Origin of the sequence: Pacificispira sp., assembly GCF_965228185.1 — a bacterium.
Taxonomy (GTDB): Bacteria; Pseudomonadota; Alphaproteobacteria; order UBA8366; family Aestuariispiraceae; genus Pacificispira.
The window spans coordinates 344877-365647 of sequence record NZ_CBDDHE010000008.1 but is presented as its reverse complement, the minus strand read 5'-3'; the positions used below and the strand labels follow the sequence as shown (position 1 = coordinate 365647).

The window sequence follows — 20771 nt, the reverse complement described above, 5'->3', positions numbered from 1 at the left end:
CATGGCGAAGGAAGACTATGGGTTTGAAACCCTGGCGCTGCATGCCGGGGCGGCACCGGATCTCGCGACCGGGGCGCGGGCCGTGCCGATCTATCAGAACACGTCCTATGTCTTCGACAATGCCGACCATGCCGCGTCGCTGTTCAATCTGCAGGAGCCGGGCTTCATCTATTCGCGCCTGACCAATCCGACGGTCGCGGTGCTGGAGGAACGGCTGGCCGCCCTGGAAAACGGGATCGGTGCGACGGCGACGGCGTCGGGCCACGCGGCGCAGATCATCGCGCTGCTGCCGCTGATGGGGCCGGGCGACCATGTCGTCGCCTCGTCGAAACTCTATGGCGGGTCCATCACCCAGATGGGCCATACCTTCAAAAAATTCGATTGGCAGGTGGATTTCGTCGATCCGACCGTGCCGGAGAATTTCCGCAAGGCCCTGCGTCCGAAGACCAAGGCGATCTTCGTCGAATGCCTGTCCAATCCGGGCGGGGTGATCGTCGATCTGGAACCGGTGGCCGCCATCGCGCATGAGGCGGGCATTCCGCTGATCGTCGATAACACGATGGCAACGCCCTATCTGTGCCGGCCGGGCGCGTTCGGGGCGGATATCGTCACCTATTCGACAACCAAATTCATTTCCGGCCAGGGCACGGCGCTGGGTGGCGCGGTGGTCGATTGCGACAGCTTCGACTTCAACCAGCCGGACAAGTTCCCCAGCCTGGCGACCCCGGCGCCGGAATATCACGGCCTGACCTTCACCGAGACCTTCGGCAATCTGGCCTATACCCTCTATGGCCATGCGGTGGGCCTGCGCGATATCGGCCCGGCGCAACAGCCGATGAATGCCTTCCTGACCCTGCAGGGGATCGAAACCCTGCCGCTGCGCATGGACCGGCATATCGCCAATGCGCAGACAGTGGCGGAGCATCTGGACGGCCATCCCGCCATCGCGGCGGTGCATTACGCCGGGCTGAAATCCAGCCCGTTCCATGCGTTGGCCCGGAAATACATGCCCAAGGGACCGGGCTCCGTCTTCACGGTCAGCCTGAAGGGCGGGTTCGAGGCCGGGCGGAAACTGGTTGAATCGGTGGAACTTTTCAGCCATCTGGCCAATATCGGCGACGCCAAATCGCTGATCCTGCATCCGGCGTCGACCACGCATAACCAGTTGACCGAGGAACAGCGCATCGCCGCCGGGGCCAGTCCGGAAGTCATCCGGCTTTCCATCGGCCTTGAAACCGTCGACGATCTGATCCGTGACCTGGACCGCGCGCTGGCCAAGGCCGCCGCCTAAACGAAGCAAAAAGGGTTCCCGCCATGAGCGACAATCTCTTCCTGAAGCTGCTGGCCGAACGCAGCCATCTGATCGCCGACGGCGCAATGGGCACGAACCTGTTCGAACGCGGGTTGATGTCGGGCGATGCGCCGGAATTGTGGAATGTCGACCATCCGGACCGGGTCGCCAGCGTGCACCAGGAATTCGTCGACAATGGCGCGGATATCATCCTGACCAATTCCTTCGGCGGCAGCAGCTTCCGGCTGAAACTGCACAATGCCCAGGACCGGGCTTACGAGCTGTGCAAGGCCGCGGCAGAGGTCGCGCGCGGCGTCGCCGACAAGGCGGGCCGTCCCGTCGTGGTCGCGGGTTCCATCGGTCCGACGGGCGAATTGTTCGAACCGGTCGGCCCGGTGACTTTCGAGGCCGGACGGGCCGCCTTCGCCGAACAGGCCAAGGGGCTGCGTGACGGCGGGGCCGACGTTCTGTGGATTGAAACCATCTCGTCGCGCGAAGAAAGCGCGGCGGCGGTCGCGGGCGCGGCGGAGGCGGGGCTGCCCGTCGTCTCCACCATGACCTTCGATACGGTCGGACGCACCATGATGGGCGTGACCCCGGCGGATGCCTTCCGCCACCTGACCACCCTGCCGATCGCCCCGGTCGCCATCGGCGCGAATTGCGGCCTGGGCGCGACGGAAAACGTCCTGTCCCTTCTGGGCATGCGGGAGGCGGTCGGACCGGATTCGATCCTGGTCGCGAAGGCGAATTGCGGTGTGCCGGTCTTCAAGGACGGGGCGTTCAGCTTTACCGGCACGCCGGAACTGATGGCCGATTATGCCCGCCTTGCGCGGGATTCGGGCGCCCGCATCATCGGCGGTTGTTGCGGCACGACCGGTGTGGTCCTGAAGGCCATCCGCGACGCACTGGACGGGTACGAGCCGGGCGAGCCGCCGACCATGGAAACCATCGTCGAAAAGCTGGGCCCGCTGGCCGGCGTCACCGACCGGCCGATGCACGGCCATGCCGGCCATTCCTGCAGCCCTGAAGGTGATGACGGCGGCCGTCGCCGCCGCCGCCGCCGGGGATAAGTCTCCGGCCTATCGCCCGTCGTCCGGCAGATAGGCCAGCGGATCGTCGATGCCGATCTCCGCGCCGATCAGGCCACTTAATGCAGCATGTGTGCAATAGGCTGTGTAGGTGCGGGCATAGCCGCCTTCCTGCACGGCCAGCAGGCGGCCGGGGCACAGTTGCGCGACCAGTTCCCGGACCCGCGCGCCCATCCAGTGATACCCCGACATGGTCAGGCACATCCGGCCGTTCGGGTCGAATTGGTTGCCGTCCTGGCCTGCCGCGACGACGATCAATTCGGGCGCATAGGCCCGGACGGCGGGGATCACCAGATCGTCGAAGGCCTTGCGATAGGCCGCGTCACCCAGGCCGAGCCGCAGTGGGATGTTGATGTTATAGCCCTCGCCCGGGCCTGTCCCGACCTCGTCCGCAGCGCCGGTCTCGGGATGGGCGTCGCCTTCCCAGGCGCCGTGGTTCATGTGCAGCGAAATGGTCAGCACGTCCGGCCGGTCGTAGAATCCGGCCTGCGTCCCGTTGCCGTGATGCACGTCCCAGTCGATGACGGCCACTTTCGTGACGCCCTTGGCGATGGCGTGTTCGATGGCCACGCCCATATTGTTGACGAAGCAATAGCCGTCGACCCGGTCGCGCGCCGCATGATGGCCCGGCGGCCGGACCAGGGCATAGGCCGCGCCGTGACCGGCCAGGACATGCTCCACCGCCGCGACCGTGGTACCCGCCGCCGCCAGGGTCGGTTTCCAGCTTCCCTTGCCGAAGACGGTGGTTGAGGTGACCCGCCCGCCGGTTGCGTCGAAGGACTGCACCCGGTCCAGATGCGCCGGGGTGTGGAACCTTTCCAACTCCTCCCGGGACGCCAAGCGACCATCCTTCCAGGCGATATGGTCGGACAGAGGCCCGCGCTCCAGCACGGTCTTGATGTTGCGTACGCGCAGGGCGTTTTCGGGATGCTCCTCCGCGATGCCCAGATCGGGCCGCGGCTCGGCCTCCAGGATGCCCATGCCGGTATCGTGGTTCAGCACGGCGGGGTGCCAGAAAACGGCCAGGGGATCTTTCGTGGGGTCGTTCAGGGGATCATGTGCGGGATCGGTCATGCCGCCAGTCTGCCCGCCTGTTTCCATGTCGCCAAGGGGCAGCTTTGCCTTGCGCGGATTCCGACCGACTGGCAGTCTCCCGGAAACCGAAAATCAAACGTCCTACCGGGGAGTTTAACGAGATGAAAACCCGCGCCGCCGTCGCCTTCCAAGCCGGAAAACCGCTGTCGATCGAAGAGGTCGATCTGGAAGGCCCGAAAGAGGGCGAAGTCCTGGTCGAAATCAAGGCGACCGGCGTTTGCCATACCGACGAATTCACGCTCAGCGGCGCCGATCCGGAAGGCGCCTTCCCGGCGATTCTGGGCCATGAGGGCGCGGGCGTCGTCGTCGATGTCGGCCCCGGCGTGCGCAGCCTGAAAAAGGGCGATCACGTCATTCCGCTCTATACCCCGGAATGCCGCGAATGCGACTATTGCCTGAATCCGAAGACCAATCTGTGCCAGGCGATCCGCTCGACCCAGGGGCAGGGCGTGATGCCGGACGGCACCTCGCGCTTCTCGATCAATGGCGAGAAGATCCTGCACTATATGGGCACGTCGACCTTCTCCAATCACACGGTCCTGCCGGAAATCGCGCTGGCCAAGGTGCGCCAGGACGCGCCGTTCGAGAAGATCTGCTATATCGGCTGCGGCGTCACGACGGGTATCGGCGCGGTGATCAATACCGCGAAGGTGGAGCCGGGCTCCAACGTCGTCGTCTTCGGTCTGGGCGGCATCGGTCTGAACGTGCTGCAGGGCGCGCGGCTGGCGGGCGCCAACATGATTGTCGGCGTCGACATCAACCCGTCCAAGGTCGAAATGGCCACGCGCTTCGGCATGACCCATTTCGTCAACCCGAAGGAAGTCGAGGGCGATCTGGTCCCCTATCTGGTCGATCTGACCGGCGGCGGCGCGGATTACAGCTTCGAATGCGTCGGCAACACGACCCTGATGCGGCAGGCGCTGGAATGCGCGCATAAGGGCTGGGGCGAAAGCATCATCATCGGGGTCGCGGGCGCCGGTCAGGAAATCTCCACCCGCCCGTTCCAACTGGTCACCGGCCGGTCCTGGCGTGGCACGGCCTTCGGCGGCGCGCGCGGCCGGACCGACGTGCCGAAGATCGTCGACTGGTACATGGACGGCAAGATCGAGATCGATCCGATGATCACCCACACCATGCCGCTGAACGACATCAACAATGCCTTCGACCTGATGCATGCGGGCGAAAGCATTCGCTCCGTCGTCGTTTACGACTGATGGCGGACGGTCCGGAGGCGAAGTCGGGCGGGGCGAGCGGCAAATTGCGGCTGCGCTTCGGCCCGACCGCCGACCGTCCGGGACCTGAGAAGGACGTATCGGGCGCCAGCACGGTGTCCGACGTGTTGAGCGGCCGCGACCCGTGGCTGATTTCGGAAAGGGTGGCGATCCGTCTGGACGGGCCGATGGCGGCCGCTGTCGACGCCAAGGTGCCGGGACGCGAATTGATCACCTTCCCGGCGTCCCTGTCCCTACATGTCGCCCTTCTGGCCGCGGAAGCCGCCTGCCGCGCCTGGTATGACGGGTATGCGGAGGGTAAGGCCGCCGCGCAAAGCGACGTGGAATCCGCGGGCCGCGCGGCCGGTTATGACGAGGGCCACCAGGCCGGCTTGGCCGCAGGGCGCGCGGCGCTGCAGGCCGAACTCCGCGCCTTGCTGGATCTTTAGAGGCGACCGAACAAAGATGCCCGAAATCCTTAACGCCGCCTGTTTCGTGAATGCGAAGGCGCGGGCGGCGGAGGCCCGGGCGTCGGAATTCATCGCCGCCGTCGAGGCCCGGGGCATCGCGGTGTCGCTGCACAAGACGGGGTCGCTCGAGGAGGCGCTGCAGGCGATCCGCGATCTGCCGGATACCGACGCGATCCTGGTCGGTGGCGGGGACGGAACCCTGAGCGGCATGCTGCCCGCCCTGCTGGACCGGAAAGAGCCGCTGGGCGTCCTGCCGCTGGGCACGGCGAATGATTTCGCCCGCGCGCTGTCGATCCCGGTGGATCCGGAACAGGCCGCCGATATCGTCGCGGCCGGCCATGTCCGCAAGGTCGATATCGGCCGGATGAATGATCGCCCCTTTCTGAACGTGGCCAGCCTGGGCATCAGCGTCGAAGTCGCCGACCTGCATGAGGATGGGGTGAAGAAGGTCCTGGGCCGCTTCGCCTATCCGATGCGCTGGGTCGAGGCCTGGCGGCGGCATCGGCCCCTGCGCCTGAAACTGACCATCGACGGCGACAGGCGGCGGGTCGTCTGTTCCCTGCTGGGCGTCGGCTGCGGGCGTCACTATGGCGGCGGCCTGACCCTGGACGAAGAGGCACGGCCGGATGACGGCAATCTGCGCCTCTATTATCTGGCGGCGCGGCGGACGACGGATTGGTTCCGCTTGCTCCCGTCGCTCTGGCGCGGCACGCTTCGTCAGCATGGCGAGGCCTTTACCGCGACCGCCAGGGAGATCGAAATCCGCGCGTCCCGGCCAAAGAAGATCAATGTCGACGGCGATATCGTGGGACAGACCCCGGCGCGGGTGACGGTACTGCCGGGCCGGTTGTCCGTACTGGCCCCGCCGCGCGCGGATTACGAACAGCCGACGGGAACCGAATGATGAGCCTGCTGCTGCCGCCTGAAGTCGCCGCCATGAACGATCTGATCTCCGCCGCGATGCATTGCGCGCGGGTCCTGCGTCACGCGGTCGAGAACGGGGCCGCTGGCGATGCCGCCGGGACGCTGGACGAGCTTGCCGCGGCGCGCGAGGCCCTGGCGGAGGCGCTGGCGGAGGCCGTGCGCGATCTGGACCATACCCCGCCGGACGAGGGCCTGCCCCATGAATGGGAGGTGCTGGAATCGACCTGGGCCGATATCCGCGCCGGCATGTCCGGCGATGCGGCGCGGGTCGCGCGGGACCAGTGCCTGACCGCCGAGCGCCGGCTGATCGACACCGCGCGCGCCGCGACCGGCGAGGCCCTGCCGGACAGCGTGGCGGGCACGGTTTCCAAATTCGCCGGGGCGTCGGCGGAAGATGTCATTCCGGACTGGTCCGCGTAACGCGGGGCCGGGCCGAAACCAACAGTCAGAGGATCGGTATGTCGCTTGAAAAACTGAACGAATGGAAATGTTTCGGCGGGTCGCAATCGGTTTACGCCCATGCCAGCCGGGCGACCGGCACGCGGATGGAATTCGCGGTGTTCCGCCCGGCCGGGACCGGGCCGTTTCCGGTGCTTTATTGGCTGTCCGGCCTGACCTGCACCTGGGAGAATTTCGTGACCAAGGCGGGCGCCCAGCGCTGGGCCGCGGAACAGGGCGTCATGATCGTCTGCCCGGATACCAGCCCGCGCGGCGACGACGTGCCGGACGCGGCGGACGAATACGATTTCGGCAAGGGCGCCGGCTTCTATGTCAACGCCACCCAGCAGCCCTGGGCCAAGCATTACCGGATGTATGATTATGTCGTCGACGAATTGCCGGCGCTGGTCGAATCCGACATCGACGGCGCGTCCGACATCCGGGGCATTTCCGGCCATTCCATGGGCGGGCACGGCGCGCTGACCCTGGCCCTGCGCCATCCGGAACGGTTCCGGTCGGTTTCCGCCTTTTCCCCCATCGTCGCGCCGGCCCGCGTCCCCTGGGGCGAAAAGGCGCTGGGCCGCTATCTCGGCGACGACACGGCCGCCTGGCTGGAACACGATGCCTGTTCGCTGATCCAGAGCCGGGGCTGGCAGGGCGATATCCTGGTCGACCAGGGCGATGCCGACACCTTCCTGGAACAGCAGCTGCGTCCAGGCCTGTTCGAGGATGCCTGCGCCAAATCCGGTACGCGGCTGACCTTGCGCATGCAGCCGGGCTACGATCACAGCTATTACTTCGTTTCCAGTTTCATCGGCGACCATGTCGCCTGGCATGCCGAACGACTGAAAGGGTAAGGCCGTGACCGCGGAAATTCTGGAACGCGCCGGGACGCCGTCCCATCCGATTACGGTCGAGAAAGCGCCGGGTCCTGTCACCCTGTCCCGCGATGGTATGGTTCTGGCCCGGACCGATTCGGCGCTGATCCTGCGGGAAGCGGCCTATCCGCCGGTCTATTACCTGCCGAAATCGGCCGTCGATCCGGCGGTGCTCTCCCCGGCGGAGAAGGTCACCCATTGCCCGTATAAGGGCGATGCCGCGCATTGGAAGATCGCCCTTCCGGAGGGCGGCGTCGCCGATCCGGGGGCGTGGAGCTACGAAGAGCCGATCGAGGGCATGGCCAGCATTCGCGGCCATTTGGGTTTTTACCTGAACGCGCTGGACGCGGCCTTCGATCCACCGGCGATTTAATACTCAATTCTGGCACAGGTTCAGGGAATCTTAACACTGCATGCCTTATAAGCGCGGTGGGCATTTCAGTCCTGTCGCAGAACACCGGGGGAACCGTAAAGATGAGTGAGTTCGATGTTGAAGAACGCCGCGCCGAAATGAACAAGCTGGCGCAGGTTCTGGAGGATGAGTTCAATGCCTCCATCGACGCGTTGAGCCGTCACGGCGACGGTCTGAAATCCGAAATCACGTCGCTGACATCCATTGCCGACAATCTGAGTTCCAGCGCCGAAGCGGTCGCCGCCGCGTCGGAAGAGGCGACGGCCAATGCGTCGACCGTGGCCGCGTCGTCTGAGCAGCTGACCCATTCGATCGAAGAGATCAACAATCAGATCAGCCGCGCCAGCGGGACCGTCTCCACTTCGACCAACGACGTCAAATCGGCCAACGAGATCGGCCGCTCCCTGGCCGCGTCGACCAAGGAAATCACCGATATCCTGAAGCTGATCACCGACATCGCCAGCCAGACCAACCTGCTGGCGCTGAACGCGACGATCGAGGCCGCGCGGGCGGGCGAGGCAGGCAAGGGCTTCGCCGTCGTCGCCAACGAGGTGAAGTCGCTGGCGACCCAGACCCAGCGCGCGACCGAAGACATCCGCGACAAGGTCGACACGATCCAGGAACGCACGGACGCCATGATCCAGGCGCTGGCGCGGATCGACACCGGGATCGGCGGCGTTGCCTCCGCCTTCGAGGAAATCGCGACGGCGGTGGACGAACAACGCTCGGCCACCGGTGAGATCGCGCGCAACATCTCCGACGCTGCCGCGGGGACACAGGAAGTGTCCCGGAATATCGGTACCGTCGCCCAAGAGGCGCTGGAGACCAAGTCCATTTCGGATCGCATCGGCCAGACGGTGATCGCGGTGACCGAGGCGAATGAGGACCTGCGCCGCCGCGTCGCCAAGATGGCGGAGCAGATTCGCCAGAACGGCTGATCGCGCTGTTGGGACCCGGCTTTGGCCGGTTTGGTGTGAAGCGGCGGCGGAACGCATGCGCCGCCGCTTGCCGGACCCGTCCGGGGCGGCTAAGTCTTTGCCATGCCGGTCTATAAAACCATCCTGATCCTGCCGGGGGAGGCCGCCGTGCCCCCGTTCCAGGACGCCGTCGAGCCCTATTGCCTGGGCACCGCCGCCTTCGAATGGGAAGGCGGGCCGAACTGGTCCTTGGAATTCTATACCGACGGTCTGCCGCCGATGGCCGATCTGGCCCCGCGCCTGACCTCGGCCGCGTCGCAGGCCGGCATTGCGGAGCCGGATCCGATCGTGGCGCCGCTGCCGGATATCGATTGGGTGGCGGAGAATCAGAAAAGTTTCGAGCCGATCCATGCCGGCCGCTTCTTCGTGCATCAGGAATTCTTTGAAGGCCCGGTTCCGGCCGGGGCGACGCCGCTGATGGTCAATGCCGGCACGGCCTTCGGCACCGGCACGCATGCGACGACCTGGGGCTGTCTGATGGAGATCGACCGCCTGGCGCGCGAGGGCTTCCGGGGGCGCGCGGCGCTGGATCTGGGCTGCGGGACGGCGATCCTGGCCATGGCGATGCGCAAGGAGAATCTGGCGCGCCGCGTGGTCGGCAGCGACATCGATCCCGAAGCGGTGCGGGTTGCGCGGGCCAATGCCCGCCTGAACGGGACGCCAGCGCCGGGCCTGAGCTTGGCGGTGGCGACGGGGATGAACCATCCGGCGATCCGGGGGGCGGCGCCCTATGATCTGATTGTCGCGAATATCCTGGCCCGGCCGCTGATGCTGTTGGCCCGCGACATCAGCCGCGCGCTGCGCCCGGGCGGCCAACTTATCCTGTCCGGCTTGCTGACCGAACAGGAAAACATGGTCTTCGGTCCCTACCGAATGCAGGGACTGCGGCTGGTCCGGCGGCGTCGGCGCGACGGTTGGTCGACACTGACCCTAGCGCGCGGCGTGTAAAGCTCCGCCAGCGCGCGGCGCGCGACGCCATTCCGGATCGGCCGGTACTGGCTCAGCGCGCCGGATTGGCGTGACCGTCCAGATGCAGCGCATGGCGGACGCCCTGCACCGTGTTCCGCGCCAGGCGATAGAGGCCCTTTCCGGCGCGCGCGGTCATCGACCGGAACGCGGCACCCTGCTGGCGGCGGCCCTCGGCGATATAGCCCCGGACTTCGTCATAGTTCAGCGCGCGAATATCGCGCTCGGCATTGAAATCGGCCATTTCTGCTCTCCTTCGCGTGCGGCAAATGTTGCGTCGCACAAGTTTCATGTTGCGTTGCACAACAAGATGATATGTGAATGGCGAAACAGGAAGGGGTATAAGACTCCAATGCCCTGTTAGTTTCAGGAACAAATGGCCGGAGGCGAAAATGGACCTCGCGCCGCAGATGCTGCTGTTCGCGAAAGTCGTGGAAGAAGGCGGATTTTCCGCCGCGGCCCGGCGTGAAGGGCTGACCCCTTCGGCGATCAGCAAGCAGATCGGACAATTGGAAGACCGGCTTGGCGTACGCCTGCTGCACCGTTCCACGCGCCGCATGTCGCTGACGGAGGAAGGCGAATCCTTCTACCGCCGCTGCGTCGAAATCGCCGAGAAAGTGGCGGAGGCCGAGGCCGCGATGGTCTCGCTGGGCGACCATCCGCAGGGGACCTTGCGCGTCGCGTCGACGGTCGCTTTCGGCAAGACGCAGCTTCTGCCGCATCTGCCGGGCTTCATGCGCGACAATCCCGATGTGCGGGTCGTTCTCGAATTGAGCGACCGGCCGCTGGATCTCGTCGCGGAACAGATCGACGTCGCGATCCGGTTCACCGAACAGATCGACGACGACACATTGGTCGCCCGTAAGCTGGCCGCGAACCGGCGGGTCTGCTGTGCCGCGCCGGAATATATCGAGCGCTACGGCATGCCGGAGACGCCGGAAGACCTGATGCGGCACAATTGCCTGACGCTGACCACGGTGTCGCGCTGGAACGATTGGCGCTTCGATACGCCGGAAGGGCCGAAAACCCTGAAGGTCCGCGGCAATCTGGAAGTGAACAGCGCCGACGCCGTTTATCACGCCGCCCTGGCCGGTCTGGGGATCGCGCGCCTGTCGACCTATCTGGTCGGCCCCGACCTGCGCGACGGGCGCCTTGTCCGGGTCCTGCCCGACTATTCCTACGAGGGCTCGTCCATCCTGGCCGTCTATTCCGACCGCAAGAACCTGTCCCCGAAAATCCGCGCCTTCGTCGACCACCTCGCCGGTAGCTACGGCGAGACACCACCCTGGGAGGCCTGAGCGCGCGCGGGTGGGTTGTGGTTTTCACGTCCGGTGGCTAGCCTGTCTCGCCCGCCCTGTTCCGGGATAAGCCGGGCGCGGGAGGCGGGATCGGGTTGCGTCGGATATATTGGGGGAGCGCTGGGCCAATGGCGGGATCGTCGGAATACGGAAAGCTGTTCACCATTCTGGCGGTCAAGAAGCTGTTCGAGGAAGGCCTGATCCGGCGCGTGCTGGATATCGGCGCGGGGTCCGGAACCTATAGCGAATTGCTCCGCGGGCATACGCCAGACGCGGAATGGCATGGGGTCGAGGTCTGGGAACCCTATCTGGCGGAATACGATCTGCATTCGAAATACGATGTCATCCACCGCGCCGACGCGCGGGAACTGGATTACGGATCGCTGATCCCGGGGGGCGAGCCTGGCCCCGGTTTCGACCTGACGCTTTGCGGCGATGTGCTGGAGCATATGGAAAAGGAAGACGCGCAGGTCCTGATTTCCAAGCTTCTGGAAAATTCCCGGATGATCCTGATCTCCATCCCGATCATCCATTACCCGCAGGGCGAGGTGCATGGGAACCCGTATGAGGCCCATGTGAAGGACGACTGGTCGCATGAAGAGGTCATCGCCAGCTTCCCCAGCATCCAGACCTTCTTCATCCACAATTATATCGGCCTTTACATGCTGTCGGCGGCGGCCGATCTGTCGGTGCCCCTGGCCAGGCTCAATGCCGGGATCGGCGGCATCATCAAGGCCAAGGTCCCGGAGGAGCATGTCGTCGCCTGGGGCGCCTTTCAGTAAGACGGCACCGGAGGGGCCGGGTCACTCGTGAACATCCGGTGAAGCACCTGTGCCCCTTGAAGCGATTCGGGTTGGGGCCGGGTTGTTCGGCCGTGTTCCGGGGGGTGCCAAAGTGCCGCAACCCCCGGAAATTAGGGCGGTTTGGGCGCAATCCCACAAAAAAAGCTTGGATTGGGTGCGGCCACAGGCTACTTTGCGGGGCGTCGGACCCCGGAGGGATGTTTCTTCACCGAAGCGGAGCGGGTCCGGCCTTCCGCGAGCGCGAAGACGAATGGACCCGATTTTGATCGGGCGCCGCGATGACACGGACATTCTCGTCCCCTCGCATGACGCAATCGGACCTCAAGAGGTAACGCGTGAATAATTCGAAGCAAAATCGCGGGCGGCACCGCAACAACGCCCGCCGCAGTAATCCTTCCCGGCAGAATTTCGATTCCAACGGTCCCGGCATTCGGATTCGCGGCAACGCGACCCAGGTCTATGAGAAATACATCCAGCTCGCCCGCGACGCGCAGGGCTCGGGCGACCGCGTCATGGCGGAAAACATGCTTCAGCATGCGGAGCATTATTACCGCATCCTGAACGACGGCAGTAACGACCGCCCGGCGCGCCCGCAGCATGCCGATCCTGCCAATGAAAGCCAGCCGGATGTCGACAATGACGACAACGGCGATTCCGGTGACGACGACAACCGGGCCGATGCCCAGCAGACCGGCGACGACGCCGCGCAGGGCGCCCAGGCCGACGGTAATAGTGGCGGCGGCAACAATGGCGGCGGCACTGGCCGGGGCCGGGGACGCCGGTCCAGCAACGCCGGAAACAGTGGCAGCAATGGTGGCGGCGGCAGCAATGGCGGCGGCACGGGTCGTGGCCGCGGACGCCGGTCGCGCTCGGCGGATGCCGAAGCGACTTCGGCGGAAACCGCCGGTGCCGGCGGCGAGGCCCCGGCGGCCATCGCGGAAGCCCCCGCCCAGCAGGAATTGTCCGTCACCCTCGATTGACCGGGATGGACGCGCCCGGCCGGAACGGCCGCGCGGCACGTTTACAGACAGTTTGAAAAACCCCGCTTCGAGACCGAGGCGGGGTTTTTCATTACTGCTGTAATGCAGGGATCGTGCGTCAGCGCAGGACGCGGGCGCGCAGGGTGCCGGGCAGGGTCTTGATTGCCGCCACGATGGCATCGGCATCGTCGACCGTGCCTTCCGCGTCCAGCACGACATAACCGATCTCGCCCTTCGTCTGGTAATGCTGGGCGGCGATATTGACCTCGCGGTCGGCGAAGATGTCGTTCAGCTTGCGCAGCTCGCCCGGCAGGTTGCGCTGTACCTGAATGAAGCGCGTGACATCCGTGCGCGGCGGCAATTGCACTTGCGGGAAATTGACCGCGCCGACCGTCGAACCGTTATTGGCGTATTCCGACAGCTTGCGGGACACCTCGTCGCCGATCCGCTCCTGCGCTTCCAGGGTGGAGCCGCCGACATGCGGGGTCAGAATGACATTCTCCAGCCCGCGCAGGGGCGATTCGAAGGAATCGGCGTTGGATTTCGGCTCGACCGGGAAGACGTCGACCGCCGCGCCCGCAAGATGCTCCTCGCGCAAGGCTTCGGCCAGGGCGTCCAGGTCGACCACCGTGCCGCGCGCATTGTTGATCAGATAGGCGCCCTTCTTCATCTTCGCGATCTCGGCGGCGCCGATCATGTCCTTGGTCTGGGGCGTTTCCGGGACGTGCAGGCTGACGATGTCCGACGTGGCCAGCAGAGCGTCCAGGCTTTCCATCGGCTCGACATTGCCGTGGCGCAGCTTGTCGGTATGGTCGAAATAGACGACCCGCATGCCCATTGCCTCGGCCAGGACCGCAAGCTGGGTGCCGATATTGCCGTAGCCGATGATGCCCAGCGTCTTGCCGCGCAGTTCGTAACTGCCCGCCGCCGATTTGTCCCAGCGGCCCGCATGGGCGGCCATGGACCGCGCGAAGGCCCGGCGCAGCAGCATCACCGCCTCGGCGATGGTCAGTTCGGCGACGCTGCGCGTGTTCGAAAACGGCGCGTTGAAGACCGGGATGCCCCGGCGCTGGGCGGCGTCCAGATCGATCTGGTTGGTGCCGACCGAAAAGCAGCCGACGACGCGCAGCATCTCGGACCGCGCCAGGATCGCATCGTCGACCTGGCTGCGCGACCGGATGCCCAGGATGCGGACATCCTTCAGCGCGGCGACCAGATCGTCGCCCTGCAGCGCCTTGGTCTCGCGCACGACATGGCGGAAGCCCAGGGTTTCGAAATGCCGGACCGCCTTCTCGGAAATACCCTCCAGCAGCAGGATTTTCGATCCGGCGATATCTTCGGGCAGGGGTTCCTGTTGCGACATTGCGGCATGTCCTTTCGATTCTGCGGCATGTGACGCGCGCTTCTACCGCGCCGCGCCGCGCCGGACAAACCCCATCTTGCCGCAGTGCCGCAAGAACGGATCATATGCGCCGCCGCCCCGCCGCGAAGACCTGCCGCCAGGCCAGGATCCGGACCTCCCGGCGCAAACCCGTCGGCCAGAACGGGTCGGCCTCGACCAGGGTCCGCGCCGCCGCGGCATCCTCCGCCTCGACGATCCAAAGCCCGCCCGCCGGGTCGCCGTTTTCGCTCAACGGCCCCGCCGCCTCGATCCGGTCGGCATGGCGGTCCAGAAAACTCAGATGGTCCGGCATCAACCGGTCGCGCGCCTCGGCATGCTCCGGATTGTCCGTGAAGAGGATGGCGAATTTCATGGGTCAGTCTCCTGTGCTGTAAACCGGAGCCAGATTGAGACCCGATGGGTCCTGCATAAATCCGCAATTTCTCCGTTTCCCCTGCAAAAATGCAGGGCTTTGGAGTATGTTTTGGGCATGAATTGGGATCATTTCCGTTTCCTATTGGCCCTTGCGAGGGCCGAATCGCTGTCCGGGGCGGCGCGGCGTCTCGGTGTGGATCAGACCACCGTCGCCCGCCGTCTGGCCGCGGCAGAGGCGGCGCTGGGCCATGCCGTCTTCGACCGCGCCGACGGCCGCTTCATACCGACAATCCGCGGCGCGGACGTCTTGAATCGCGCGGCGGATATGGAAATCGCGGTTGAGGACGCCTGCTATCCCGACACGCCGGAATCGCCGCAGGGCGCGGTGCGGGTGACCGCCGTGCCGTGGTTGACCCAACGGGTGCTGGTGCCGAATTATAGCGAATTTGGAAATACTTACCCAGGGATTGCCCTGTCGCTTCTGCCCGATTCCCAGAACATCAGCGTGACCCGGCGCGAGGCGGATATCGCCCTGCGCTTCGCCCGGCCCGACGCGGATTCGGGCGCCCTGACCAGACGCGTCGGCCGCGTCGATTTCGTACCCTGCCGCCCCGCCGATAGGGTCGCCGAAACCCTTCCCTGGATCGCCTATGACGCGGCGGCGGGTCATTTGCCGCAGGCGGTTTGGATCGCCGCGCAGGCCGGTCCGGCGCCGGGCGGGTTGAAAGTCGCGGATCTGGAAACCGCCATCGCTGCGGTCCAGGCCGGTATCGGCCGGACCCTTCTGCCCGCACCCCTGGCCGCGGGATTGCCGGGGATCGCGGTGGACGGGCCGCCGGTTTTGGAACGCGAGATCTGGATGCTGATCCATGCCCGGTCGCGCACGCGCGCGTCGGTCTCGGCGGTGGCCGATTGGCTGATTGCCGCCCTGCGCCGCGGAAACTTCGCTTGACCCCGGCGGGGCTATTCCGTCTAAACCCATAGGGACGACCGTCGTCAACGGAATCAGTGTCAGCAGGGGCAACGAATGTCGGACTACACGCTCAATATCGCGATCATGGGGGCCGCCGGCCGGATGGGGCAGATGCTCGTCCGCGAGGTCACGATGACCGATGGCTGCCGCGTCTCCGGCGCGACGGGCCGCGAGCGCGCGCCGCATATCGGCGAGGATGTCGGCGCGCTGGCCGGCGTCAAATCGCTGGGCGTCCATATCGAGGACGATCCGGCCCCGGTCATCGCCCGCGCCCATGCCGTGATCGATTTCACCACGCCGGACGCGACGGTGGAGCATGCGCGGCTGTGCGCCCAGGCGAATGCCGCCCATATCGTCGGCACGACGGGCATGACCAAGGATGACGAGGCCGCTTTGAAACTGGCGGCGCGTCATTGCCAGGTCGTGTATGCCCCGAACATGTCGGTCGGCGTCAATCTGCTGCTGGCCCTGACCGAGAAGGTCGCGGCGGTGCTGGGCGACGATTACGATATCGAGATTGTCGAGATGCATCACCGTCACAAGGTCGACGCCCCGTCCGGCACCGCGCTGGGCCTGGGCAAGGCGGCCGCCAAGGGCCGCGATGTCGCCCATGACGAGGCCGCTGTCCTGTCGCGCGAAGGCCATACCGGCGCGCGTCCGGCGGGCAAGATCGGCTATGCCACCTTGCGCGGTGGCGATGTCGTCGGCGAGCACACGGTGATCTTCGCCGGCGATGGGGAGCGGATCGAGATCGGCCACAAGGCGAGCGACCGCAAGATTTTCGCCGCCGGCGCCGTCCGCGCCGCCCGCTGGGCCCGCAAGCAGCCCTTCGGTCTTTACACGATGCGCGACGTGCTAGGTCTGGACTAGGCCCGCTTCACCTTCACGCCCCAGAGCAACAGTAGCCCAACCGCCAGGAAGGGCAGGATCGTCGCCATGCCGAGGCGCTGGCTGGCGGTCTGGTCGATGACGAAGGCCAGCAGCGCCGGACCGAGGAAGGCCGTCGCCTTGCCGGACAGGGCATAGAGGCCGAAGAACTCCGTGCGCAGTGCCTCAGGCGCGATGCGCGCCATCAGCGACCGGCTGGCGGCCTGGGACGGGCCCAGGAACAGGCCGATGCCGAGGCCCAGCCCCCAGAACACGGCCTTGTCCTCCACCACCAGCATGGCGAGCCCGATCAAGGCGATGGCGCCGACGGAAATCGCGATGACCGGTTTCGGCCCCCAGCGGTCGTCCAGGAAGGCGAAAGCCGCCGCGCCGATCCCGGCGGTGACGTTCAGCGAGATGCCGAACAGTAGCACCTCTTCCCCGGTCATGCCGAATGCGGCGGCGGCAAAGATGCCACCAAAGGCGAATAGCGTGTTCAACCCGTCGATATAGAGCATCCGCGCGATCAGGAAGCGCAGAACCGTGCCGTATTGTCGAATCGTCCGCAGGGTTTTCCAGAGCGTCCGCAACCCGTCGCGCACCGCTTCGCCATAGCCAACGCCCGCATTTCCCGGCCGGTCCGGCGTCCACAGGAAGATCGGCAGGGCGAAGACCGCCATCCAGAGCCCGGCCAGAACCGGGATGGCGCGGATATGCTCGCTGGTTTCCTTGTCCAGGCCGAAAAGCGCGGGGTCGGGCTGTACGAACAGCACGAGGCAGAGCACCAGTGCGGCAAGCCCCCCGCCATAGCCCAGACCCCAGCCCCAGCCGGACACGCGCCCGGTCATGTTTTCCGGCGCGATCTCCGGTAGCATGGCGTTGTAGAACACCATGCCCAGTTCGAAACAGATCGTGCCCAGCACCATAAGCGTAAGGGCCGACTGTACCGCCGACGGATCGGGTGTTGCGATCCACAGCGCCGCCGTTGCCCCGGCTCCACATAGGGTCAGCGCCAGCAGCCAGGGCTTGCGCGGGCCCGCCCGGTCCGCGATGGCGCCTAAAACCGGTGCCAATACCGCAATCGCCAGCGCGGCTGCGGAGGTCGCATAGCCCCATTGGGACGCACCTTTTTCCGGATTTTCCGCCACGGCCTGGGTGAAATAGGTCGCGAAAACGAAGGTGGAGATCAGCGTCGGGAAGGCGGAATTCGCCCAATCGTACAGACACCAGCCGAGGACGGCTTTTCGGTTCATTTTGCAATGATCTCCCGTTAGTTTGTGCGTCGGCTTAACACACTTTGAAGGGAGCGTCCCACCATGATCGTCACCACAACCGATTCCGTCGAAGGCCGACAGATCACCGGCTATAAAGGCATCGTCAGCGGGGAGGCGATCATCGGGGCGAACATCTTCCGCGATCTTTTCGCCAGTATCCGCGACGTCGTCGGCGGCCGTTCCGGTTCCTATGAAAAGGTGCTGCGCGACGCCAAGGAAGCGGCGCTGGAGGATCTGCAGCGCCAGGCCGAAGATCTGGGCGCCGACGCCATCGTCGCCGTCGATCTGGATTACGAGGTTCTGGGCAAGGAAAACGGCATGTTGATGGTCGTCGCCAACGGAACCGCCGTCACGCTGAGCTGAACGGCGGGCCCGTCCCCCCTACATCGCCACCACACCGCTTTCATCCGCCTTCAAATCCAGGGCGGCGGCCAGCAGCGCCTTGGTGTAGGGATCGGACGGGCTGTCGAAAATTTGGTCGGCCGGGCCGGTTTCCACGACCTTGCCGTCGCGCATGACGATCACCGTGTCGGCCATGGCGCGCACGACCTTTAGGTCGTGGCTGATGAACAGATAGGCCAGCTTGTGCTTCCGCTGCAGGTCGCGCAGCAGATCGACGATCTGTGCCTGGACCGACATGTCGAGGGCCGAAGTCGGCTCGTCCAACACGACGAAGCGCGGTTTCAGGATCAGGGCGCGCGCGATGGCGATACGCTGACGCTGGCCGCCGGAGAATTCATGCGGATAGCGGTGGCGGCTTTCGGGATCCAGGCCGACCTCGCGCAGGACATCGACGACCATCCGGTCGCGCTCCGCCGCATTCTCGCCGATCCGGTGGACTTCCAGCCCTTCCGCGACGATCTCGCCGACCGACATGCGCGGGCTCAGGCTGCCATAGGGATCCTGGAAGACGACCTGCATGCGCCGGCGCAGCGCCCGCAATTCCTTGCCGCTTAACTCGGCGATCGATTTGTCTTCGAACTCGATTCCGCCCTGGGATCCGATCAGGCGCAGCAGGGCCATGGCCAGCGTCGTCTTGCCGGAGCCGCTTTCGCCGACCACGCCGACCGTCTGCCCCTCGCGGACCGTGACGTCGATGCCGTCGACGGCGCGGATATGGTCGACGGTCCGGCGCAACAATCCCTTCTTGATCGGGAACCAGACCTTCACCCCGTCGCCGCGCAGGACCAGCGGCGCGCCGTCGGCCACCGGTTCCTTGCGGCCGCTGGGCTGGGCCGCCAGCAGCGCCCTGGTGTAGTCGTGGCCCGGATTGTCGAAGATATCCGCCGTCCTGCCGCTTTCGACGATTTCGCCCCGGCGCATGACACAGACCCGGTCGGCAAAGCGCCGGACGATGCCCAGGTCATGGGTGATGAACAGCATCGCCATGCCGGTTTCCCGCTGCAGATCCTTCAGCAGTTTCAGGATCTGAGCCTGGATGGTGACGTCCAGGGCGGTGGTCGGCTCGTCGGCGATCAGTAGGTCCGGCTCGTTGGCCAAAGCCATGGCGATCATCACGCGTTGGCGTTGGCCGCCGGACAGTTCGTGCGGATAGGCGTTCAACCGGCTTTCGGCGTCGCGGATGCCCACCTTCGACAACAGGTCCAGGACACGCGGGCGGGCTTCGCTTCGGCTCATCCCCTTATGGATGATCAGGGCCTCCGCGACCTGCTTTTCGACAGTATGCAGCGGGTTCAGGCTGGTCATCGGTTCCTGGAAGATCATCGCGATGTCGTTGCCGCGGACCTTCTGCAGCACACCTTCCTTCGCACCGACCAGTTCCTGCCCCTCGTACCGGATCGACCCGTTGGGATGGAAGGCGGTGGGATAAGGCAGCAATTGCAGGACCGACAGGGCGGTGACGGACTTGCCCGACCCGCTCTCGCCGACCAGGGCCAGGGTCTCGCCGCGCGACAGGGTGAAGCCGACATGCCTCACCGCCTCGACCGGGCCGCCGGGCAGGTCGAAGGACACCGACAGGTCGTCGACGGTCAGGATCGGGGCGTCTTTGGCGGGGGGTGTATCGGACAAATCAGGTCACGCTCTTTCTGGGATCGAAGGCGTCGCGTACGCCCTCGCCGATGAAGACCAGCAGGGTCAGCATGATCCCGATTGTGAAGAAGCCGGTCAAGGCGAGCCAGGGCGCCTGCAGGTTCTCCTTGCCCTGTTTCATCAACTCGCCCAGCGAGGCCGATCCCGGCGGCAGGCCGAAACCCAGGAAATCCAGCCCGGTCAGCGTCGTGACCGAACCGGTGGTGATGAAGGGCAGGAAGGTGATCGTCGCCACCATGGCGTTGGGCAGGACATGGCGGCGCATGATCGTCGCATTGCCGACGCCCAGCGCCTTGGACGCCCGGACATAATCGAAATTGCGGGCCCGCAGCGTTTCCGCCCGGACCAGTCCGACCAGCGCCGGCCAGGAGAAGATCATCATCAACAGCAGCAACCACCAGAAGTTCGGCTGTACGATGGAGGCGAGAATGATCAGGATGTAGAGCGTCGGCAGGCTGGTCCAGATTTCGATCCCGCGCTGGCCGATCAGGTCGATCAGCCCGCCGAAATAGCCCTGGATCAGACCGATCGTGACGCCGATTGCGGAACTGACCAGGGTCAAGGCCAGGCCGAACAGGACGGATATTCGGAACCCGTAGATCAGCCGCGCCACCACGTCGCGCGCCTCGTCATCGGTGCCCAGCCAGTGGTTCCAATCCGGCGGGGTCGGCGCGGCGCGGTCCAGGTCATAGGCCGGGGTATTGTTGCCATAGGGGATGGGCGGCATCAGGAACCAGCCCTTTTCGCGGATCAGATCCTGCACCGCCGGGTCGCTATAGACCGCTTCGGAGGGGAAGAAGCCGCCATATGTCGTTTCGGGGACGCTTTCGACCACCGGGAAATAGAAATTGCCGTCATACCGGACCAGGATCGGCTTGTCGTTGGCGATGAACTCCGCGAAGAGCGACAGGACGAACAGGATCAGGAAGACAATGAGAGACCAATAGGCCCGCCGGTTCAGGCGGAAACGCTCGATCCGGCGCCGGGTGATCGGCGTGACCGTCATGCCCAGGAACCG

The 20771-nt window shown here is 65.5% G+C and carries 23 protein-coding genes; 16 read left to right on the top strand and 7 right to left on the bottom strand.

Annotated elements, in window-relative coordinates; translation table 11 throughout:
• The first annotated feature begins 1 nt into the window (after nucleotide 1).
• Both ACO06O_RS16470 and bmt read left to right on the top strand, forming a co-directional pair.
• Nucleotides 2–1291 carry an O-acetylhomoserine aminocarboxypropyltransferase/cysteine synthase family protein gene (locus ACO06O_RS16470; protein WP_421882127.1) on the top strand — a complete coding sequence of 430 codons (1290 nt, stop codon included), beginning with the start codon at nucleotides 2–4 and terminating at the stop codon, nucleotides 1289–1291.
• A gap of 23 nt (nucleotides 1292–1314) precedes the next feature.
• Nucleotides 1315–2361 carry a betaine--homocysteine S-methyltransferase gene (gene bmt / locus ACO06O_RS16465; RefSeq protein WP_421882123.1) on the top strand — a complete coding sequence of 349 codons (1047 nt, stop codon included), beginning with the start codon at nucleotides 1315–1317 and terminating at the stop codon, nucleotides 2359–2361.
• Nucleotides 2362–2370: 9 nt separating this feature from the next.
• Here bmt and ACO06O_RS16460 read toward each other — a convergent pair whose 3' ends face one another.
• On the bottom strand, nucleotides 2371–3453 hold the full coding sequence (locus ACO06O_RS16460) for a class II histone deacetylase (RefSeq protein WP_421882120.1): 1083 nt from the start codon (nucleotides 3451–3453) through the stop codon (nucleotides 2371–2373).
• Nucleotides 3454–3575: 122 nt separating this feature from the next.
• On the opposite strand from ACO06O_RS16460, the gene ACO06O_RS16455 reads away from it, so the two are divergent.
• From ACO06O_RS16455 to ACO06O_RS16420, 8 genes are all read left to right on the top strand, one after another.
• Nucleotides 3576–4688, top strand: a complete 1113-nt coding sequence (locus ACO06O_RS16455; protein WP_421882117.1) for an S-(hydroxymethyl)glutathione dehydrogenase/class III alcohol dehydrogenase — start codon at nucleotides 3576–3578, stop codon at nucleotides 4686–4688.
• Nucleotides 4688–5134, top strand: coding sequence for a hypothetical protein (locus ACO06O_RS16450; protein WP_421882114.1), 447 nt, complete (start codon nucleotides 4688–4690; stop codon nucleotides 5132–5134). Before ACO06O_RS16455 ends, ACO06O_RS16450 begins: the two co-directional genes overlap by 1 nt.
• A gap of 16 nt (nucleotides 5135–5150) precedes the next feature.
• On the top strand, nucleotides 5151–6059 hold the full coding sequence (locus tag ACO06O_RS16445; RefSeq protein WP_421882112.1) for a lipid kinase: 909 nt from the start codon (nucleotides 5151–5153) through the stop codon (nucleotides 6057–6059).
• Nucleotides 6056–6499, top strand: a complete 444-nt coding sequence (locus ACO06O_RS16440; RefSeq protein WP_421882110.1) for a hypothetical protein — start codon at nucleotides 6056–6058, stop codon at nucleotides 6497–6499. Before ACO06O_RS16445 ends, ACO06O_RS16440 begins: the two co-directional genes overlap by 4 nt.
• Nucleotides 6500–6537: 38 nt before the next feature.
• Nucleotides 6538–7374, top strand: coding sequence for an S-formylglutathione hydrolase (gene fghA, locus ACO06O_RS16435; protein WP_421882107.1), 837 nt, complete (start codon nucleotides 6538–6540; stop codon nucleotides 7372–7374).
• 4 nt (nucleotides 7375–7378) lie between these two features.
• Entirely contained in the window at nucleotides 7379–7768 is a 390-nt protein-coding gene (locus tag ACO06O_RS16430; protein WP_421882104.1) for a DUF427 domain-containing protein, read from the top strand.
• 101 nt (nucleotides 7769–7869) lie between these two features.
• A complete protein-coding gene (locus tag ACO06O_RS16425) occupies nucleotides 7870–8745 on the top strand; it encodes a methyl-accepting chemotaxis protein (RefSeq protein ID WP_421882102.1) in 876 nt (291 codons plus the stop codon).
• A 102-nt stretch (nucleotides 8746–8847) separates the two neighbouring features.
• Nucleotides 8848–9732 carry a 50S ribosomal protein L11 methyltransferase gene (locus ACO06O_RS16420; protein WP_421882099.1) on the top strand — a complete coding sequence of 295 codons (885 nt, stop codon included), beginning with the start codon at nucleotides 8848–8850 and terminating at the stop codon, nucleotides 9730–9732.
• A 52-nt stretch (nucleotides 9733–9784) separates the two neighbouring features.
• On the opposite strand, the gene ACO06O_RS16415 is transcribed toward ACO06O_RS16420, so the two are convergent.
• Nucleotides 9785–9994: a hypothetical protein gene (locus tag ACO06O_RS16415; RefSeq protein ID WP_421882097.1), complete on the bottom strand. Its 210-nt coding sequence runs from the start codon at nucleotides 9992–9994 to the stop codon at nucleotides 9785–9787.
• Between the two features lie 148 nt (nucleotides 9995–10142).
• On the opposite strand from ACO06O_RS16415, the gene ACO06O_RS16410 reads away from it, so the two are divergent.
• The 3 genes from ACO06O_RS16410 (at nucleotide 10143) to ACO06O_RS16400 (ending at nucleotide 12831) form a co-directional block, all read left to right on the top strand.
• A complete protein-coding gene (locus ACO06O_RS16410) occupies nucleotides 10143–11048 on the top strand; it encodes a LysR family transcriptional regulator (RefSeq protein ID WP_421882094.1) in 906 nt (301 codons plus the stop codon).
• A 128-nt stretch (nucleotides 11049–11176) separates the two neighbouring features.
• Complete coding sequence (locus ACO06O_RS16405) at nucleotides 11177–11830, top strand: class I SAM-dependent methyltransferase (RefSeq protein ID WP_421882091.1); 654 nt, start codon at nucleotides 11177–11179, stop codon at nucleotides 11828–11830.
• Nucleotides 11831–12186: 356 nt separating this feature from the next.
• Nucleotides 12187–12831 (top strand): DUF4167 domain-containing protein, encoded by a 645-nt coding sequence (locus ACO06O_RS16400; RefSeq protein ID WP_421882088.1) that lies wholly within the window; start codon nucleotides 12187–12189, stop codon nucleotides 12829–12831.
• A gap of 118 nt (nucleotides 12832–12949) precedes the next feature.
• Here the strand turns inward: ACO06O_RS16400 and serA are convergent, their stop codons facing one another.
• Nucleotides 12950–14194: a phosphoglycerate dehydrogenase gene (serA, locus tag ACO06O_RS16395; protein ID WP_421882086.1), complete on the bottom strand. Its 1245-nt coding sequence runs from the start codon at nucleotides 14192–14194 to the stop codon at nucleotides 12950–12952.
• A 100-nt stretch (nucleotides 14195–14294) separates the two neighbouring features.
• Complete coding sequence (locus ACO06O_RS16390; RefSeq protein ID WP_421882083.1) at nucleotides 14295–14585, bottom strand: YciI family protein; 291 nt, start codon at nucleotides 14583–14585, stop codon at nucleotides 14295–14297.
• 117 nt (nucleotides 14586–14702) lie between these two features.
• Here ACO06O_RS16390 and ACO06O_RS16385 point away from each other — a divergent pair, with 117 nt between their 5' ends.
• Both ACO06O_RS16385 and dapB read left to right on the top strand, forming a co-directional pair.
• Nucleotides 14703–15539, top strand: a complete 837-nt coding sequence (locus ACO06O_RS16385; RefSeq protein ID WP_421882080.1) for a LysR family transcriptional regulator — start codon at nucleotides 14703–14705, stop codon at nucleotides 15537–15539.
• Nucleotides 15540–15614: 75 nt separating this feature from the next.
• A complete protein-coding gene (dapB, locus tag ACO06O_RS16380; RefSeq protein ID WP_420418642.1) occupies nucleotides 15615–16430 on the top strand; it encodes a 4-hydroxy-tetrahydrodipicolinate reductase in 816 nt (271 codons plus the stop codon).
• Here the strand turns inward: dapB and ACO06O_RS16375 are convergent.
• On the bottom strand, nucleotides 16427–17680 hold the full coding sequence (locus ACO06O_RS16375) for an MFS transporter (protein WP_421882077.1): 1254 nt from the start codon (nucleotides 17678–17680) through the stop codon (nucleotides 16427–16429). The genes dapB and ACO06O_RS16375 overlap by 4 nt on opposite strands.
• A 63-nt stretch (nucleotides 17681–17743) precedes the next feature.
• Between ACO06O_RS16375 and ACO06O_RS16370 the strand changes: the two genes are divergently transcribed.
• The gene (locus ACO06O_RS16370; protein ID WP_421882075.1) at nucleotides 17744–18064 is read left to right on the top strand and encodes a heavy metal-binding domain-containing protein; all 321 of its coding nucleotides are present in this window, start codon (nucleotides 17744–17746) and stop codon (nucleotides 18062–18064) included.
• Nucleotides 18065–18082: 18 nt separating this feature from the next.
• On the opposite strand, the gene ACO06O_RS16365 is transcribed toward ACO06O_RS16370, so the two are convergent.
• Together ACO06O_RS16365 and ACO06O_RS16360 are read right to left on the bottom strand one after the other, a co-directional pair.
• Entirely contained in the window at nucleotides 18083–19732 is a 1650-nt protein-coding gene (locus tag ACO06O_RS16365; protein WP_421882072.1) for an ABC transporter ATP-binding protein, read from the bottom strand.
• Between the two features lies 1 nt (nucleotide 19733).
• Nucleotides 19734–20759 carry an ABC transporter permease gene (locus ACO06O_RS16360; protein ID WP_421883713.1) on the bottom strand — a complete coding sequence of 342 codons (1026 nt, stop codon included), beginning with the start codon at nucleotides 20757–20759 and terminating at the stop codon, nucleotides 19734–19736.
• Nucleotides 20760–20771: the final 12 nt, after the last annotated feature.